At 61.5% G+C, this 17,191-nt stretch carries 15 protein-coding genes and 1 pseudogene; 10 read left to right on the forward strand and 6 right to left on the reverse strand.

The window, feature by feature from the left end:
- The first annotated feature begins 245 nt into the window (after window positions 1-245).
- Window positions 246-986, forward strand: a complete 741-nt coding sequence (locus AC1DXW_RS22495) for a response regulator (RefSeq protein ID WP_477752780.1) — start codon at window positions 246-248, stop codon at window positions 984-986.
- Window positions 983-2,293 carry an ATP-binding protein gene (locus tag AC1DXW_RS22500; protein ID WP_477752781.1) on the forward strand — a complete coding sequence of 437 codons (1,311 nt, stop codon included), beginning with the start codon at window positions 983-985 and terminating at the stop codon, window positions 2,291-2,293. The genes AC1DXW_RS22495 and AC1DXW_RS22500 overlap by 4 nt, the downstream gene beginning before the upstream one ends.
- Window positions 2,294-3,228: 935 nt before the next feature.
- On the opposite strand, the gene AC1DXW_RS22505 is transcribed toward AC1DXW_RS22500, so the two are convergent.
- On the reverse strand, window positions 3,229-3,525 hold the full coding sequence (locus tag AC1DXW_RS22505; protein ID WP_477752782.1) for a DUF1330 domain-containing protein: 297 nt from the start codon (window positions 3,523-3,525) through the stop codon (window positions 3,229-3,231).
- Window positions 3,526-3,595: 70 nt separating this feature from the next.
- Here AC1DXW_RS22505 and ribBA point away from each other — a divergent pair, with 70 nt between their 5' ends.
- From ribBA to AC1DXW_RS22535, 6 genes are all read left to right on the forward strand, one after another.
- On the forward strand, window positions 3,596-4,705 hold the full coding sequence (gene ribBA, locus AC1DXW_RS22510) for a bifunctional 3,4-dihydroxy-2-butanone-4-phosphate synthase/GTP cyclohydrolase II (RefSeq protein ID WP_477752783.1): 1,110 nt from the start codon (window positions 3,596-3,598) through the stop codon (window positions 4,703-4,705).
- A 321-nt stretch (window positions 4,706-5,026) separates the two neighbouring features.
- On the forward strand, window positions 5,027-6,052 hold the full coding sequence (locus AC1DXW_RS22515; protein ID WP_477752784.1) for an ABC transporter substrate-binding protein: 1,026 nt from the start codon (window positions 5,027-5,029) through the stop codon (window positions 6,050-6,052).
- Window positions 6,049-6,981, forward strand: a complete 933-nt coding sequence (locus AC1DXW_RS22520) for an ABC transporter permease (RefSeq protein WP_223463131.1) — start codon at window positions 6,049-6,051, stop codon at window positions 6,979-6,981. The genes AC1DXW_RS22515 and AC1DXW_RS22520 overlap by 4 nt, the downstream gene beginning before the upstream one ends.
- 6 nt (window positions 6,982-6,987) lie before the next feature.
- On the forward strand, window positions 6,988-7,797 hold the full coding sequence (locus AC1DXW_RS22525; RefSeq protein ID WP_007976227.1) for an ABC transporter permease: 810 nt from the start codon (window positions 6,988-6,990) through the stop codon (window positions 7,795-7,797).
- Between the two features lie 17 nt (window positions 7,798-7,814).
- Window positions 7,815-8,969 (forward strand): ABC transporter ATP-binding protein, encoded by a 1,155-nt coding sequence (locus tag AC1DXW_RS22530; RefSeq protein WP_477752785.1) that lies wholly within the window; start codon window positions 7,815-7,817, stop codon window positions 8,967-8,969.
- Between the two features lie 264 nt (window positions 8,970-9,233).
- Window positions 9,234-10,949: an amidase gene (locus tag AC1DXW_RS22535; RefSeq protein ID WP_477752786.1), complete on the forward strand. Its 1,716-nt coding sequence runs from the start codon at window positions 9,234-9,236 to the stop codon at window positions 10,947-10,949.
- A gap of 45 nt (window positions 10,950-10,994) precedes the next feature.
- Here AC1DXW_RS22535 and AC1DXW_RS22540 read toward each other — a convergent pair whose 3' ends face one another.
- Complete coding sequence (locus AC1DXW_RS22540; RefSeq protein ID WP_477752787.1) at window positions 10,995-11,993, reverse strand: bile acid:sodium symporter family protein; 999 nt, start codon at window positions 11,991-11,993, stop codon at window positions 10,995-10,997.
- Between the two features lie 85 nt (window positions 11,994-12,078).
- On the opposite strand from AC1DXW_RS22540, the gene AC1DXW_RS22545 reads away from it, so the two are divergent.
- On the forward strand, window positions 12,079-12,867 hold the full coding sequence (locus AC1DXW_RS22545) for an AraC family transcriptional regulator (RefSeq protein ID WP_477752788.1): 789 nt from the start codon (window positions 12,079-12,081) through the stop codon (window positions 12,865-12,867).
- 158 nt (window positions 12,868-13,025) lie between these two features.
- Here the strand turns inward: AC1DXW_RS22545 and AC1DXW_RS22550 are convergent.
- From AC1DXW_RS22550 to AC1DXW_RS22560, 3 genes and pseudogenes are all read right to left on the reverse strand, one after another.
- Window positions 13,026-13,201 (reverse strand): annotated as a pseudogene (locus tag AC1DXW_RS22550) (IS110 family transposase); the annotation flags it as partial.
- Window positions 13,202-13,334: 133 nt separating this feature from the next.
- Window positions 13,335-14,204, reverse strand: a complete 870-nt coding sequence (locus AC1DXW_RS22555) for an NmrA/HSCARG family protein (RefSeq protein WP_477752789.1) — start codon at window positions 14,202-14,204, stop codon at window positions 13,335-13,337.
- A 34-nt stretch (window positions 14,205-14,238) separates the two neighbouring features.
- Window positions 14,239-15,174, reverse strand: coding sequence for an NADP-dependent oxidoreductase (locus tag AC1DXW_RS22560; protein WP_477752790.1), 936 nt, complete (start codon window positions 15,172-15,174; stop codon window positions 14,239-14,241).
- Window positions 15,175-15,276: 102 nt separating this feature from the next.
- Between AC1DXW_RS22560 and AC1DXW_RS22565 the strand changes: the two genes are divergently transcribed.
- Window positions 15,277-16,152 carry a LysR family transcriptional regulator gene (locus tag AC1DXW_RS22565; protein WP_477752791.1) on the forward strand — a complete coding sequence of 292 codons (876 nt, stop codon included), beginning with the start codon at window positions 15,277-15,279 and terminating at the stop codon, window positions 16,150-16,152.
- A gap of 218 nt (window positions 16,153-16,370) precedes the next feature.
- Here the strand turns inward: AC1DXW_RS22565 and AC1DXW_RS22570 are convergent.
- On the reverse strand, window positions 16,371-17,191 hold an 821-nt coding region (locus AC1DXW_RS22570; RefSeq protein WP_477760465.1), incomplete at its 5' end, for an AMP-binding enzyme.

Consider the following 17,191-nt stretch of genomic DNA (forward strand, 5'->3'; position numbering starts at 1 on the left):
CTCGATGGAACCTATTAAAAGCTTGCGAGGTATCTCGTCTGTGTCGGGAATCGGCGTGAATCAATCGGTACGTATCAGAACCGGGCGCAGATACAGAGCAATACAAAACCGCTGAAAATCGGCTTTTTTGCCTTCGTGTGTATCCTCAGGCAAGCCAGATACACTGCAATACAAAGGGCGGCAGGCGAGCCCGCCCAGGCTCGATAGACTGTGTGGCATTCCCCATTTATCAGAGGTTTGGCCCAATGGATCACGTTGATCACATCCTCATCGTTGACGATGACCGCGAAATCCGCGAGCTGGTAGGCAACTACCTGAAGAAGAACGGCTTGCGCACCACGGTCGTGGCGGATGGACGGCAGATGCGCGCTTTTCTGGAAACCACCCCGGTGGACCTGATCGTGCTGGACATCATGATGCCGGGGGACGATGGCTTGCTGTTGTGCCGCGAACTGCGCGCCGGCAAACACAAGACCACGCCAGTGCTGATGCTCACCGCCCGCAACGATGAAACCGATCGCATTCTCGGCCTGGAAATGGGCGCCGACGACTACCTGGTCAAGCCCTTCGCGGCCCGTGAACTGTTGGCGCGGATCAACGCGGTGCTACGGCGCACCCGCATGCTGCCGCCGAACCTGGTGGTGACCGAAGCCAGCCGTCTGCTGGCCTTCGGGCGCTGGCGCCTGGACACCTCGGCCCGTCACCTGCTCGACGAAAACGGTACCATGGTGGCCCTGAGCGGTGCCGAGTATCGATTGCTGCGGGTGTTTCTCGATCATCCGCAACGAGTGCTCAACCGTGATCAGCTGCTGAACCTGACCCAGGGTCGCGATGCCGACCTGTTCGACCGTTCCATCGACTTGCTGGTCAGTCGCCTGCGCCAGCGCCTGCTCGACGACGCCCGCGAACCGGCCTATATCAAGACCGTGCGCAGCGAAGGCTATGTGTTCTCCCTGCCGGTGGAAATCCTGGGCGATCGATCATGACGCAGGCGCTGCATTGGCCGCGGACCCTGGCCTCGCGGCTGTCGCTGATTTTCCTGATCGGCCTGATCCTCGCCCAGGCGCTGTCCTTCGGCGCGCAGTATTACGAGCGCTACGAATCCTCGAAAAACACCATGCTCGGCAACCTGGAAACCGACGTTTCCACGTCCATAGCCATCCTCGACCGCTTGCCCGCCAACGAGCGATCCGGCTGGCTGCAACAACTGGAGCGGCGCAATTACAGCTACCTGCTCAATGAGGGTTCGCCGGGCACGCCCATACGCACCGACATGCCCGATACGCCCATTGCCATTGCCTCGATCAAAGACGCCATCGGTCACGATTACCCGATGACCTTTACCGACATCCCCGGGCCGAAAAAACATTTTCAAGTGCACTTGAACCTGGCAGATGGCAGCCCGCTGACCATCGACGTCCGTCCGGCAATGGTCCCGTTGTCGCCCTGGCTGCCCTTCGTGTTGCTCGGGCAACTGGCGCTGATGCTGGCCTGCTCCTGGCTGGCGGTCAGAATCGCCATCCGCCCCCTCACCCGCCTCGCCGGTGCCGTCGAAACCCTGGACCCCAACGCGCACCCGGTACTCCTGGACGAAAAAGGCCCGACCGAAGTCGCCCACGCCGCCAAGGCCTTCAACTCGATGCAGGCACGCATCGCGGCGTACCTGAAGGAACGCATGCAGTTGCTCGCGGCGATTTCCCACGACCTGCAAACCCCGATCACCCGCATGAAACTGCGCGCCGAGTTCATGGACGACTCCAGCGAAAAAGACAAACTGTGGAACGACCTTGGCGAGATGGAACACCTGGTTCGCGAAGGCGTGGCCTACGCCCGCAGCATCCACGGCGCCACCGAAGAAAGCCGCCGCACCGACCTCGACTCGTTCCTCGACAGCCTGGTGTTCGACTACCAGGACGTGGGCAAGGACGTTCGGCTCACAGGCAAAAGCGCCACCGTCATCGACACCCGCCCCCACGCCTTGCGCCGGGTGCTGGTCAACCTGACGGACAACGCATTGAAATTTGCCGGTGCTGCCGAGTTGCAAGTGGAAAAACAGGCCGATGGCAACCTGTCGATCAAGATCCTCGACCGCGGCCCGGGCATCGCTGAAGAAGAACTCAAGCAAGTGATGGAACCGTTCTACCGCGTGGAAAACTCCCGCAACCGCAGCACTGGTGGCACCGGGCTGGGACTGGCAATCGCCCAGCAACTGGCGAACGCAATTGGCGGGTCGTTGACCCTGAGCAATCGAGAGGGTGGCGGGTTGTGTGCGGAGTTGCGATTGTCGGTGTAGATCTTTTCGGTTTCGGTTCCGGTTCTCGGGTTTACTCGGGACTTGTGGCCACTGAAGATCCCTGTGGGAGCGAGCTTGGTCCGGGCGGCGTTCCGACGATGGCTTTGTGTCAGGCGGCATGGATTTTTGAGGGTGTACCTATCCGTTGCTGCCGTAACGGCCACTTAGGGTTCCGCCCTTACGGCGGGTCACTTGGAAAAGCGGAACGCCGCCCGGCCCCAAGTAACCAAGGGCTCTTGCCCCTGACATTCGGTGCCTCGCCGTGGCTCGGCATCCCCTCGCTCCGGTCCTGCTCCGTGGGCCCGCCGCCATCCATACCGGGTTGCCCACTGCGCAGAACCTCCACTCGGCCTCACGAGGGGGCGTACACCGCAAAAGCGTCCGAGGCGGCCTACCGGCCGGCCTGTTTGCTGGGGTCGTTCGTCTGTGAGTACCTGGTCGGCTGAAAGGCCGTCATCGCGAGCAAGCTCGCTCCTACAGTTGGGCTGGGTACATTCGAAAGAAATTGGTCGGCTGTCAGGCCGCCATCGCGAGCAAGCTCGCTCCCACAAAACAGCAAAAGCACAGCAGCCCACACCACCGCGTCGCTTCTCACCACTCATCAGGCCGAGCGTTAGCTCGCCTGCAGCTTTTGATCTTGATCCACCCGCCCCCTCGGCAGGCTGAGCGGAGGTGTTTATCCGGGGATTGGCGCGCAGCGCCGTTCGACGCAGTCGAACTCATTGCATGTAGGTCGAAGCGAAGCCGACCGGAGGGCAATGCCCCCGGATGAATGCCGGAGCGAAGGAACGCCGAGCCTTAGCGAGGGGCCGTACGTTCGGGGCGAGCGTTTTTTTGGTTACTTTTTTTAGGCGCTTGTAAAAAAAGGGACTCGCCGTAAGGGCGAAACCGCCAGCCGCCGTTACCGCAGCAACGGATATGTACTCAGTCGCCATTCAGAGCGGCGCCACGCCCTCGACAATAATCACCTCAGCCGAAGCCACCCCTTCACGATACCCCCTAGCCTCCTGATACAACGCCGAGTGATAACAAGCCACCGCCTGCTCATAGGAATCGAACTCGATCACCACGCTGCGTTGCGGCGTAGGCCGGCCTTCCATCGCCTCGCTACGCCCACCGCGAGCCAGAATCCGTCCGCCATACAGGGCAAACGCCTGCGGCGCCCGCTGAGTGTATTGGCTGTATTGATCGGGGTCGGTGACATCCACGTGAGCAATCCAGTACGCCTTCATAGTGACCTCTCGGTTTATTTTGTATTATGGTATACCACATTACCAATCCAACAAACACTGAGACTCCAGCATGGCCTTCAACAGCATCGAAGAAATCATCGAAGATTACCGCCTCGGCAAAATGGTTCTGCTGGTGGACGATGAAGACCGGGAAAACGAAGGCGACCTGTTGCTGGCCGCCGATTGCTGCACACCCGAGGCGATCAGCTTCATGGCCCGGGAAGCCCGCGGCCTGATCTGCCTGACCCTGACCGACGAGCACTGCAAACGCCTGGGCCTGGAGCAGATGGTGCCGAGCAACGGCAGCGTGTTCAGCACCGCCTTCACCGTGTCCATCGAGGCCGCCGTCGGCGTGACCACCGGTATCTCCGCTGCGGATCGGGCCTGCACCGTGGCCGCTGCTGTCGCCGCCCATGCCGGCCCTGCCGACATCGTGCAACCCGGCCATATCTTCCCGTTGCGCGCCCGGGAAGGCGGCGTGCTGACTCGTGCCGGCCATACCGAAGCCGGCTGCGACCTGGCCCGCCTGGCCGGCCATACGCCCGCCTCGGTGATCGTCGAAGTGATGAACGACGACGGCACCATGGCCCGCCGCCCCGACCTGGAAGTGTTCGCGCGCAAGCACGGGATCAAGATCGGCACCATCGCCGACCTGATCCACTATCGCCTGAGCACCGAACACACCATCGTGCGCATCGGTGAACGTGACCTGCCGACCGTGCACGGCACCTTTCGTCTGATCACCTTTGAGGATCACATCGAAGGCGGTGTCCACATGGCCATGGTCATGGGCGATCTGCGTCGCGATGAGCCGACGCTGGTGCGCGTGCATGTGATCGATCCGTTGCGCGATCTGGTCGGCGCCGAATACAGCGGGCCGACCAACTGGACGTTGTGGGCCGCCTTGCAGCGCGTCGCCGCCGAAGGCCACGGCGTGGTGGTGGTGCTGGCCAATCACGAATCCTCGCAGGCGCTGCTCGAACGCGTGCCGCAACTGACCCAGCCGCCCCGGCAGTTCAACCGCTCGCAGTCGCGGATTTATTCGGAGGTGGGCACTGGAGCGCAGATCCTGCAAAACCTGGGTGTCGGCAAGCTGCGTCATCTGGGTCCGCCTCTGAAATATGCAGGCTTGACCGGGTATGACCTGGAGGTGGTGGAGAGTATTCCATTCACCGGGTGACTCTTGGCGTAGCACATTTCCCTGTGGGAGCGAGCTTGCTCGCGATAGCGGTATGACAGTCAACACTGGTATCGACTGACACGCCCTCATCGCGAGCAAGCTCGCTCCCACAGGGGATTGCGTAACCGGGCAACCTTCGGAACCACTGAAAATCCACTTTCGGCTGATAGCCGGTACGGCAAAGTGCTTGCACAAAGCTTGGAATACCATAATATGATATTCCATAGACCGAACAGTCAGCACTGACTCGACGGACTTACTGCTCCCGATAGGCGGGCACTCCAAAGCCCCGCTCATAAACACAACAATGAGGGCGTGAAAATGGTGTTGAACAAACGTGCGACCGCAGTTCTTTTTGCGGGACTGCTGAGCGTGACCAGCCAGGCATTGCTGGCGGCTGAAAGCGTCAACTTCGTGAGCTGGGGCGGCAGCACCCAGGATGCACAGAAGCAGGCCTGGGCCGACCCGTTCAGCAAGGCCAGCGGCATCACCGTGGTGCAGGATGGCCCGACCGACTACGGCAAGCTCAAGGCCATGGTCGAGAGCGGCAACGTGCAGTGGGACGTGGTCGACGTCGAAGCCGACTTCGCCCTGCGCGCCGCCGCTGAAGGCTTGCTCGAGCCCCTCGATTTCAAAGTGATTGAACGCGACAAGATCGACCCGCGCTTCGTCAGCGATTACGGCGTCGGCTCGTTCTTCTTCTCCTTCGTCCTCGGCTACAACGAAGGCAAGCTCGGCGCCAACAAGCCTCAAGACTGGTCCGCGCTGTTCGACACCAAGACCTACCCCGGCAAACGCGCCCTGTACAAATGGCCAAGCCCTGGCGTGCTGGAACTGGCGCTGCTGGCCGACGGTGTAGCGGCGGACAAGCTCTACCCGCTGGACCTGGACCGCGCCTTCAAAAAACTCGACACCATCAAGAAAGACATCGTCTGGTGGGGCGGCGGCGCGCAGTCGCAGCAGCTGCTGGCCTCCGGTGAGGCAAGCATGGGCCAGTTCTGGAACGGCCGGATTCATGCCCTGCAAGAAGACGGCGCCCCAGTCGGCGTAAGCTGGAAACAGAACCTGGTCATGGCCGACATCCTGGTCATTCCCAAGGGTTCGAAAAACAAGGACGCGGCGATGAAGTTCCTGGCCAACGCCAGCAGTGCCAAGGGCCAGGCCGACTTCTCCAACCTGACCGCCTACGCCCCGGTCAACGTCGACAGCGTGCAGCGCCTGGACTCGGTGCTGGCCCCGAATCTGCCGACCGCCTACGTAAAGGATCAGATCACTCTTGATTTCGCGTACTGGGCCAAGAACGGTCCGGCCATCGCGACACGGTGGAACGAATGGCTGGTCAAATGAAAATGACGGCAACCGCATCCCGTCCCTCCACGTCAGTCGGGAGCGCCCCTGGCGCTGCCGGCAAGGCGGCTGCAATGACGCAATCGCCAAGCCTGGCCCAGCGCTGGCGCGGATCGAGCAACCTGATCCCCGCCCTGCTGTTTCTCGGCCTGTTCTTTCTCGCGCCGCTGATTGGCCTGCTGCTGCGCGGCGTGCTGGAACCGGTGCCGGGTCTGGGCAACTACGAGCAACTGTTCGCCAACTCCGCCTACGCACGGGTGTTGTTGAACACCTTCTCGGTGGCGGGACTGGTGACGCTGTTCAGCCTGTTGCTGGGCTTCCCGCTGGCCTGGGCAATCACCCTGGTGCCGCGCGGCTGGGGCCGCTGGATCCTCAACATCGTGCTGCTGTCGATGTGGACCAGCCTGCTCGCCCGCACCTACTCCTGGCTGGTGTTGCTGCAAGCCTCCGGGGTGATCAACAAGGCGTTGATGGCCATGGGCATCATCGATCAACCGCTGGAGATGGTGCACAACCTCACCGGCGTGGTGATCGGCATGAGTTACATCATGATCCCGTTCATCGTGCTGCCGTTGCAGGCGACCATGCAGGCCATCGACCCGATGATCCTGCAGGCCGGTTCGATCTGCGGCGCCAGCCCCTGGACCAACTTCTTCCGGGTGTTCCTGCCGCTGTGCCGGCCGGGGCTGTTCTCCGGTGGTTTGATGGTGTTCGTGATGTCCCTCGGTTACTACGTGACCCCGGCGCTGCTGGGCGGTGCACAGAACATGATGCTGCCCGAGTTCATCATTCAGCAGGTGCAGTCGTTCCTCAACTGGGGCCTGGCCAGCGCCGGCGCCGCGTTGCTGATCGTGATCACGCTGGTGCTGTTCTACTTCTACCTGAAGCTTCAGCCGGAATCCCCGGTTGGCGCCAGCAACGCGAGGTAAGCCGTCATGCTCCTGACCCCCAATGCCATGAGCCGGCGCATGCGCTTCGGCCTGTATGCCACCACCGGGCTGATCGGTCTGTTCCTGCTGTTGCCGATCGTGTTCATCGTGCTGCTGTCGTTCGGATCGTCGCAATGGCTGGTGTTCCCGCCGCCGGGCTGGACGCTGAAATGGTACGGCCAGTTCTTCTCCAACGCCGACTGGATGAACGCCGCCATGGCCAGCCTGAAAGTCGCGGTGCTGACCACGTTCTTCGCCGTCGCGCTGGGCCTGCCGACCGCTTTCGCCCTGGTGCGTGGCCGCTTCCCCGGCCGGGAAATGCTCTATGGCCTGTTCACCCTGCCGATGATCGTGCCGCTGGTGATTATCGCCGTGGCGGTGTACGCGCTGTTCCTGAAACTCGGCTACACCGGGACCATGTTCGCGTTTGTGGTCAGCCACGTCATCGTCGCGTTGCCGTTCACCATCATCTCGATCATCAACTCGCTGAAGCTGTTCGACCAGTCGATCGAGGATGCAGCGGTGATCTGCGGCGCCTCGCGCCTGCAAGCGGTGTTCAAGGTGACCTTCCCGGCGATCCGTCCGGGCATGGTGGCCGGCGCCCTCTTCGCCTTCCTCGTCTCGTGGGATGAAGTGGTGCTGAGCGTGATGATGGCCAGCCCGACCCTGCAAACCCTTCCCGTGAAAATGTGGACCACCCTGCGCCAGGACCTGACGCCCGTGATCGCCGTCGCTTCGACGCTGCTGATCGGCCTCTCGGTATTGGTCATGGTGATCGCCGCCGCTCTGCGCCGGCGCAACGAAATCAGCGCCTGAGCGCCCAGGAGTACGACATGAGTGCAGTGATCAAAGATTCCGCGCAGCAAAATGACAAGCCCCTGGTCAGCCTGCGTAACCTGAACAAGCACTACGGCGACTTCGCCGCCGTGGACAACATCTCGCTGGACATCAAGGACGGTGAATTCCTCACCTTCCTTGGCTCCAGCGGCTCGGGCAAAAGCACTACGCTGTCGATGCTCGCCGGCTTCGAAACCCCGAGCAGCGGCGAGATCCTGGTCAACGGCCAGTCGCTGGTCAACGTGCCGCCGCACAAACGCGACATCGGCATGGTGTTCCAGCGCTACTCACTGTTCCCGCACCTGTCGGTACGCGACAACATCGCCTTCCCGTTGGCCATTCGCAAACTGGCCGCCGCCGAACGCGAACGCCGGGTCGATGCGATGCTCAAGCTGGTGCAGCTTGAGCAATTTGCCCATCGCCGCCCTTCGCAACTCTCCGGTGGCCAGCAGCAACGAGTCGCCATTGCACGGGCGCTGGTTTATGAGCCACGCATCCTGTTGATGGACGAACCCCTCGGTGCACTGGACAAGAAACTGCGTGAAGACTTGCAGGATGAACTGCGCCAACTGCATCGGCGCCTGGGCATCACCATCGTCTACGTGACCCACGATCAGGAAGAAGCCATGCGTTTGTCCCAGCGCATCGCGATTTTCAGCCACGGCAAAATCGTCGGCCTGGGCAGCGGCTATGACCTGTACCAGAATCCGCCGAACGCCTTTGTCGCCTCGTTCCTCGGCAACTCGAACTTCCTCAAGCTCAAGGCCCAGGGTAATGCGGTGGCGACCTTCGAAGGCCAGGCGCTGTCGATCCGACTCACGGCCGGCCTGCACACCGATCAGGACGTGCTGCTGATGGTGCGTCCGGAAAAAGCCCTGGCCCTGAGCAATGAACAAGCCCTTGCCGAACCGCTGGCCGCCGGCTGGAACGAAGTCTCGGCCAAGGTCGTGGAAGTGCTGTTTCTCGGCGAAAGCCAGACCTGCAGCGTGGTCACCGCTGGCGGCACCTCGATGACGGTCAAGGCGCTGTCCGCCGCCGGCATGCCGCTCAAGGCCGGTGACCCGGTGCGAGTGCGCTGGGCCACCGCCGATGCCTGTGTGTACACCGAATGGGCCGAAAGCGACCTGAACAAGGCCGCCGGCGCTCACTGATCCATTGGCCTGCGCGCGCGGGCCACTATAATGAGTCACCCTCGGGCCACCACAACGTCGGGTTGTGGTGGCCTTTTTTCTGTCGCCTGTAAGATAAATTGGACAACGGATTCCTAAAATCCCGGTTTAATGCTAAATAGTGCTCAGTATTTTTAACACCCAACCCTGTCGTGCCACACAGTGCAACGAGAATAACGATATGAAAGTCCATTTCGAGAAAAGTGAAGTGTTTGGGACCCTCCACCTGCAAGCGGCGGTGGCAGCATGATCGAAGTTACCGAAGTTTCCATTGCCGAGCTGCGCGCCGCGCTCGAATCCGGCCAGACCACCTCGGTTGAACTGGTCCAGGCTTATCTCGCGCGGATCGACGCCTATGACGGCCCCGAAACGCCAACGGCGCTGAATGCGGTCGTGGTGCGCAACCCCGAGGCGCTCGCCGAAGCGCAGGCGTCCGACGCCCGTCGCGCCAAGGGCCAGACGCTGGGAGCGCTGGACGGTATCCCTTACACCGCCAAGGACAGCTATCTGGTCAAGGGCCTCACCGCCGCTTCCGGCAGCCCGGCCTTCAAGGACCTGGTCGCCTATCGCGATGCGTTCACCATCGAGCGCCTGCGCGCCGCCGGGGCGATCTGCCTGGGCAAGACCAACATGCCGCCGATGGCCAACGGCGGGATGCAGCGCGGCGTCTACGGCCGCGCCGAAAGCCCGTACAACGCTGATTACCTCACCGCTCCTTTCGCCTCTGGTTCGTCGAACGGCGCGGGTACGGCCACTGCCGCGAGTTTCGCGGCCTTCGGCCTGGCGGAAGAAACCTGGTCGAGCGGTCGCGGCCCGGCCTCGAACAATGGCTTGTGCGCCTACACGCCTTCGCGCGGGGTGATCTCGGTACGCGGCAACTGGCCGTTGACCCCGACCATGGACGTGGTCGTGCCGTTTGCCCGGACCATGGCCGACCTGCTCGAAGTGCTCGACGTGGTCGTGGCCGATGACCCGGACACCCGTGGCGACCTGTGGCGCCTGCAACCCTGGGTGCCGATCCCGAGCTCGTCCCTGGTGCGCCCCAAATCCTACGCGGCGCTGGCCGCCAACAGCGAGGCGCTCAAAGGCAAGAAGTTCGGCATTCCACGCATGTACATCAACGCCGACCCTGAAGCCGGCACATCCGAAGCGCCGGGCATCGGTGGGCCGACCGGCCAACGCATCAACACCCGTCCTTCGGTGATCGGGCTCTGGGAACAGGCACGCAAGGCCCTCGAAGCCGCGGGCGCCGAAGTGCTCGAAGTGGATTTCCCGCTGGTCTCCAATTGCGAAGGTGATCGTCCTGGCGCGCCGACCGTGTTCAATCGCGGCATCGTTTCCAAGGAATTCCTGCACCACGAACTGTGGGACCTGACCGCCTGGGCGTTCGATGATTTCCTGCAAGCGAACGGCGATCCCAAACTGAATCGCCTCGTCGATGTCGACGGCCCGCAGATCTTCCCTCACGACCCGGGCACCCTGCCCAACCGCGAAGGCGACCTGGTTGCCGGCATGGACGAATACGTGCGCATGGCCGAGCGTGGCATCACGCCGTGGGACCAGATCAGCACGATGCCGGACGGCCTGCGCGGGCTGGAGAAAACCCGCAAGATCGATCTGGAAGACTGGATGGATCGCCTGGGTCTCGACGCAGTGCTGTTCCCGACGGTTGCCGACGTGGGCCCGGCGAATGCCGATGTCGATCCGCAATCGGCAGATATCGCCTGGAGCAACGGCGTATGGGTCGCCAACGGCAACCTCGCCATCCGTCACCTTGGCGTGCCGACGGTGACCGTGCCGATGGGCGTGATGCCGGACATCGGCATGCCGGTCGGCCTGACGTTTGCCGGGCGCGCCTATGACGACTCGTCGCTGCTGCACCTGGCGTCGGCATTCGAGTCGACCGGGAAAAAACGCATGATCCCGCCGCGTACCCCGCCATTGGTCGCTGACAAGCGCTGACCGGTAAAACCGTGGCGGCTCACGCGAGCCGCCACGGCTGGCAAATCAGGGATCAACCTGGGCCATCAGTTCCGGAATCGATTCCGGCCGATTGGCATAACGCTGCGCCAGCACTGCACAGACCATCAATTGAATCTGGTGGAACAGCATCAGCGGCAAGATCAGCAAGCCAATGGTGCTACCGGCAAACAACACCTGCGCCATCGGCACGCCGGTCGCCAGGCTTTTCTTCGAGCCACAGAAGAGAATGGTGATGCGGTCTTCCTGGTTGAAGCCGAAGGCTTTGCCGAGCACCGTCGACGCCAGCAACACCAGCGCCAAAACGATGCAACAGACCACCACCAGCCCGACCAGATCCAGCAACGGAATCTGCTGCCAGAGCCCCTCGATCACCGCCTCGCTGAACGCGCCGTAGACCACCAGCAAAATCGAACCCTGATCGACGAACTTCAACCAGCTCTTGTTGCGCGCTACCCAATTGCCGATCCAGCGCCGCGCGATTTGCCCGGCAATGAACGGCAGCAGTAACTGCACGCTGATCTTGAGGATGGCGTCGAGGGTCGAGGCGCCTTCGCCGTGCACATTGAGCAGCAGGGTCACCAGCAACGGCGTGAGGAAAATCCCGAACAGGCTGGACGCCGCCGCGCTGCAAATTGCCGCCGGGATGTTGCCCCGTGCCAGCGAAGTAAAGGCAATCGCCGACTGCACCGTGGCAGGCAACGCGCACAGGTAGAGCATGCCCATGTACAGGTCATTGCCGATCAGCGGCGACAGCAGCGGCTTGAGCGCCAGGCCGAGCAGCGGGAACAGCACGAAGGTCAGGCTGAACACCAGCAAATGCAGGCGCCAGTGTCCGGCACCGGCAATGATCGACTCGCGGGACAGTTTGGCGCCATGCAGGAAAAACAGCAGCGCGATGGCGATGTTGGTCAGCCAGCCAAAACCGACCGCGACCTGACCGCTGGCGGGCAGCAGGCTGGCGAGCGTCACCACGCCGATCAGGGTCAGGGTGAAGTTGTCGGGTAACAGACGGGGGCGAGTCATGGGGTTGATCATCCGGGGGTTGCCAGTACGTGAAAGCGACTCTAACGTGCCTGATAATTACCGACTAACGCCGATGAGCCAGCTGATGCCGCCTAAAGAACATGACAAGAGTGTTCGACGCAGTATTCCCGGACTGTCCAGCCTGCCACGACCGCTCTACGGTCGCACCGAATCGCTGCCCAATCGCGCCCTGACCCGGCGCCACAGCCATCCGTGGGTGCAGCTTTCCTATGCGATTCAGGGCGTGCTCGAAATACAGACCGGCGTCGGGCGCTTCGTCGCCCCGCCGGAGCGTGCGGTGTGGATTCCGGCGGGCATGCCGCACCGGGTGTTCAGCTCGCCGCGCACGGAAATGCGCAGCCTGTACATCGATTGCAGCGTCTCGACGTGGGCGCCGCCGGGCTGTCATGTGCTGGGGGTCAGTGATTTGTTGCGTGAGTTGATCCGCGCCTTTAGTCAGATTCCGGTGGAATACGATCAGAACGGTCCGCACGGCCGGTTGGCCCAGGTGATTCTGGATCAATTGGCTGAGGCGCCGCAGATCAATTTGATGCTGCCCCTGCCCCAGGACAGCCGATTGCGGCAAATCGCCCAAAGCCTGGAGTCGCACCCGGAGCAACAGACCACCCTCAGCCACTGGAGCGACAAATTCGGCGTCACAGAGAAAACCCTCAGTCGCCTGTTCCTGCGCGACACTGGCCTGACGTTTCGCGCCTGGCGCCAGCGCTTGCGCCTGCTCGGCGCCCTGACGCCACTGGAACAGGGCGAGCGAGTGACCGACGTCGCGCTGGCCTGTGGCTACGACTCGACGTCGGCGTTTATCGCTGCGTTCCGCCAGCAGTTCGGCGAAACACCGGGGGAGTTTTTTCGCTGAGCCCTGCACAGGAAAAACTGTGGGAGCAATTCAATTCTTTTATTGCCTATCAGGCCGCCATCGCGAGCAGGCTCGCTCCTACAGTTGTGTTGGTTGCTCGCGGATTCTGCGGATAGCCGCGAACCCTGTGGGAGCAACTGCCTTCACCATACCACTCGTCACCGCCATTCGGTGCCGTCCCGCAACATGGCATTCAGCCTAATCAGTAAGACTCGCATGCAGGCAAGAGCGCGACTTTCGCGCTCTTGCCTCGCTCCCGAAGAGCGTCATAGCGTGCCTTGAAGTCTGGCTGATGAAGGATTACGACCCAGCAAGACATGTAAAGCGCAGGTCGACCCTATGTTCCTGCCGGCAATGTCTGGCGCCGTTCGTCCATTGAGGGAGTAGTGGTATGGCGAACGAGGACAGATTTTCATGGGGGCGGCGCACCAGCCAAGAAATAAACCCGCCCTCACCGCCCTGGCTGTTTAAACCTCTGCAATGGCCTCGCGGACGAAGTCTTCATAGGTGCGCAGCGGGTGCCCGATGATGGTCTGAAGCTGTTCTACGGTTCCTTCAGTTGCTTGCATGCCGAACGTCTGGATACCCGTCATCATCAGGCGCATGTCATAAGCCAACCAGGTGGAACCGTATGAAGCCAGCTGTCCTTCGAAGGCCGCCACATCGTCACCGCCGTAGGCAATGTCGCGACCCAGGGCGGAACTCCAGATCTTCGCCACGGAAGCACCGGTAAGCGCTTGCGGTCCAACCAACTCCAGGGTTACACGATCCAGAGCAGAAGACGCTTTGTCGCGTCGCAGCAACTCTGCAACGGCAACATCGGCGATGTCGCGCGCATCTATCATCGAGACGCCCGCCGAGCCGATTGGCATCGGGTACACCGAGTAATTCTGAATCGACTGTTGGACCATACGGTCGTTTTGCATGAAGTAAGCCGGACGCAGGATAGTTGCGGGGATGTTGAAGCTTTCGATCATCCGTTCAACCGTATGCTTGCCGGTGAAGTGCGGCACATTGGTGAACTTGTCGGCATGAATCACAGACAGGTAAACGAGGCGCTCGATGCCAGCCTCGCGAGCAAGGTTCAGCGTGATGAGGGCTTGCGTCACCTCATCGGGCGTAACGGCGTTGAGCAGGAACAGCGTCCGCACCGACGACAGCGCGACGCGCAGCGACGGTACATCGGTGAGGTCTGCAACAACTTCAGTGACGCCAGCCGGGAAGTCGCACTTACCCGATTGGCGCACTAGAGCTTTGACCTCGGCGCCCGCGCTGGCAAGGCCCTGAGTGATGAGTGAACCAATGGTGCCCGTGGCACCAATAACGAGAATGCTCATTTTTGAATTTCCTACAGTGGATACTTAGGGTGGATTAGCGAGAGAAGTCCGCAACGACCTTGCCAGTCCGTGAAACGCTGCGATTGCGTTCGATGGCATCAGGGATGTCGGCGAAACCAACGACCTTGCCGATCCTGGACTGCAGCGTGCCGCTGGCGATTTCCTGGGCCAGCGTCTCCAGCAACTCGGGGTCGGGCTTGTTCATGAACCAGAGGCCTCGGCGATTCGCCGGCGTGCGCGCCAGAATGTCGGGTGATGACGTGCCGACAATGACGCCGTTTTCCGCCAACACCTGCCACGAGCGATCCAGTACCTCACCCCCGACGTAGTCGAGCACCAGGTCAATGTCCTGGACGACATCCTCGAAACGTTGGGATTGATAGTCGATGACATGATCCGCGCCGAGGCTGCGCACATAATCCAGGTCAGCCGTGCCCGCAGTGGCGAAGACCTCGGCGGCGGCCCGCTTGGCGTACTGCACGGCATAGGCGCCCAGTCCTCCTGCAGCGCCGTGAATAAGGATTCGCTGGCCTGGATGAATCGGACCCGCATGATGGAGGCTCTTCCAGGCCGCCACGGCTGCGACGGGTACAGCGGCAGCATGGACGTCATCAAGGTTTTCAGGCGTAAGGGAGAGGCTCGCTTCACTGACGCTCACGAATTCGGCGTACGCGCCCAGCCCTCCCACCGCGCCCATGACGCGATCGCCAACACGAAAGCGAGAGGCACCGGGCCCGACAGCCTCGACAACACCCGCCATTTCGGCGCCCAGTACTATTGGCAATGGAAGCGGGAAGGCATTTCGCACATGGCCTTCGCGGACCTTCCAATCGATGCCGTTCACGCCGGCGGCACGAACTCGAACCAGAACCTGGTTTTGTCCAGGTTCTGGTTTTTCGATCTCGGCCACTTGCGCGGCGTCAGCGCCGCCGTATGCCCGGATCAGTACCGCGCGTTGCATGGTGCTCATTGCAGTTCCTCGTATCGAGTTCCGATGACGAGAAGATATGCTGTTGCACAGATAAAGCAGAGACACCAAAATGCAGACACTTCGTTTCAAAAATGGAACACCATGAACCTTAACGCTCTGATCGATTTCACGCTCGTCGCAACGAATGAGGGGCTCGGGAAGGCGAGCCGTGCGAGCGGCATATCCAAAGCAACCTTATCGCGCCGAATCTCCGACCTTGAGGAACAACTGGGCGTGAGGCTGATCGAGCGCAGCGCTCGCGGCCTGAAGCTCACCGAAGCTGGCGAAATGCTGATGGCTCGAACAGAAGGTCCATTGGGCGAGGTGGCCGAAGCCATGACGGCGGCCCGTGAGGGCGTATCGACACCCCGCGGACGCTTGCGTGTCGCCTCCCCTGTCCTGTTCTCCCAGCTTGCGATGGGCCGCATTGGCGCCGAATTCTGTGCGGCCTACCCAGAGGTTGTGATTGAAGTCGTGGCGGAGGATCGCCTGGTCGACCTCGTGGAGGAACAATTCGACGTCGCCATTCGGATCAACCCGAGTCCCGACAGCAGTTTGGTCGGCCGCTGCTTCGCCAAGGACCGGCTGGTGGTAGTGGCTGCGCCAGAAGTGCTTAAGCCAATGCCCGGCGCAATCAGACCAGTGCCCAGCATAGTAACTTCGAGTTTCCAGCCCACCCACTGGAGTCTCGATGGAGGGCATTTGGTCCTGGAGCCGATCCCAAAGCTGCGGTTCTCTTCGTTACTGATGGTTCGCGACGCGGCTATCGCCGGAGGTGGTGCCGCCCTCATCCCACAGTCCATCGCATGGAACCAGCTTGCCCGTGGCGAGTTGGTCCAGTGGGGCACGGTATCGGGTGTAGAACCCGAGCTCTGGGTCTTGCACACCTCCAGGCGCCTTGCTGCTCCGAAGGTTCGCGCATTCGTCGATTTCATGTGCGCTAAATACCCGGACATGTCTCTGGTTTTAAAGGGATAGAAGCCCACTCCCTGTATCGCCTTTCTGCCAGCGATCCCATATCAGTTTTTTCTGGTTTTCGGTGCAATAGATCCGAGGTCGCTGCTTCGTCTGCAACACTCCTCCTGTCTACACAGAATCTAGTGTGTTGCATCGATCGGTTGAATCCACAGGACAAAGAAGCTCCTCCCGGTAAATGACCGGGCGAAGCTTCATCCTCGACATGGTTTTTTTGTAGTTTATGAAGCGTTCATGGTTTTGTGGGTGTCGATCAGATACTGCACCACACCTGGATCGGCCAGGGTGGAAATATCCCCCAACCCATCGTATTCGGCCGTCGCAATCTTGCGCAGAATCCGCCGCATGATCTTGCCCGAGCGAGTCTTCGGCAGCCCCGGTGCCCACTGAATGACATCCGGCGAAGCGATCGGACCGATCTCTTTGCGCACCCAGTTTTTCAGTTCCAGGCGCAGTTGCTCGTTCGGCTCTTCACCGCTGTTGATAGTGACGTAGACATAAATGCCCTGCCCCTTGATGTCGTGCGGCACACCGACCACCGCGGCTTCGGCGACTTTCGGGTGAGCGACCATTGCGCTTTCGATCTCGGCGGTGCCCATGCGGTGGCCGGACACGTTGAGCACGTCGTCCACGCGACCGGTGATCCAGTAGTAACCATCGGCATCGCGACGGGCACCGTCACCGGTGAAGTACATGCCACGGAAGGTCTTGAAGTAAGTGTCGACGAAGCGGTCATGATCGCCAAACAGCGTACGCGCCTGGCCTGGCCACGAATCGAGAATCACCAGGTTGCCCTCGGCCTCGCCTTCGACGATGTTGCCCAGGTTGTCCACCAGTGCCGGCACCACGCCGAAGAACGGACGCGCCGCAGAGCCTGGCTTGAGCGCGTGAGCACCCGGCAGCGGGCTCATCATGTTGCCGCCGGTCTCGGTCTGCCACCAGGTGTCGACGATCGGGCAGCGGGAATTGCCGACATTCTTGTAGTACCAGTCCCAGGCTTCCGGGTTGATCGGCTCACCCACCGAACCCAACAGGCGCAGGC

This window comes from Pseudomonas sp. P4_C4, assembly GCF_056402055.1.

Excerpts from the sequence above, each read along its gene's own strand:
- AC1DXW_RS22495 (WP_477752780.1), top strand. The coding sequence starts at position 246 with ATGGATCACGTTGATCACATCCTCATCGTTGACGATGACCGCGAAATC.
- AC1DXW_RS22500 (WP_477752781.1), top strand. The coding sequence starts at position 983 with ATGACGCAGGCGCTGCATTGGCCGCGGACCCTGGCCTCGCGGCTGTCG.
- AC1DXW_RS22505 (WP_477752782.1), bottom strand. The coding sequence starts at position 3,525 with ATGAAGGCGTACTGGATTGCTCACGTGGATGTCACCGACCCCGATCAA.
- ribBA (WP_477752783.1), top strand. The coding sequence starts at position 3,596 with ATGGCCTTCAACAGCATCGAAGAAATCATCGAAGATTACCGCCTCGGC.
- AC1DXW_RS22515 (WP_477752784.1), top strand. The coding sequence starts at position 5,027 with ATGGTGTTGAACAAACGTGCGACCGCAGTTCTTTTTGCGGGACTGCTG.
- AC1DXW_RS22520 (WP_223463131.1), top strand. The coding sequence starts at position 6,049 with ATGAAAATGACGGCAACCGCATCCCGTCCCTCCACGTCAGTCGGGAGC.
- AC1DXW_RS22525 (WP_007976227.1), top strand. The coding sequence starts at position 6,988 with ATGCTCCTGACCCCCAATGCCATGAGCCGGCGCATGCGCTTCGGCCTG.
- AC1DXW_RS22530 (WP_477752785.1), top strand. The coding sequence starts at position 7,815 with ATGAGTGCAGTGATCAAAGATTCCGCGCAGCAAAATGACAAGCCCCTG.
- AC1DXW_RS22535 (WP_477752786.1), top strand. The coding sequence starts at position 9,234 with ATGATCGAAGTTACCGAAGTTTCCATTGCCGAGCTGCGCGCCGCGCTC.
- AC1DXW_RS22540 (WP_477752787.1), bottom strand. The coding sequence starts at position 11,993 with ATGACTCGCCCCCGTCTGTTACCCGACAACTTCACCCTGACCCTGATC.
- AC1DXW_RS22545 (WP_477752788.1), top strand. The coding sequence starts at position 12,079 with ATGCCGCCTAAAGAACATGACAAGAGTGTTCGACGCAGTATTCCCGGA.
- AC1DXW_RS22555 (WP_477752789.1), bottom strand. The coding sequence starts at position 14,204 with ATGAGCATTCTCGTTATTGGTGCCACGGGCACCATTGGTTCACTCATC.
- AC1DXW_RS22560 (WP_477752790.1), bottom strand. The coding sequence starts at position 15,174 with ATGAGCACCATGCAACGCGCGGTACTGATCCGGGCATACGGCGGCGCT.
- AC1DXW_RS22565 (WP_477752791.1), top strand. The coding sequence starts at position 15,277 with ATGAACCTTAACGCTCTGATCGATTTCACGCTCGTCGCAACGAATGAG.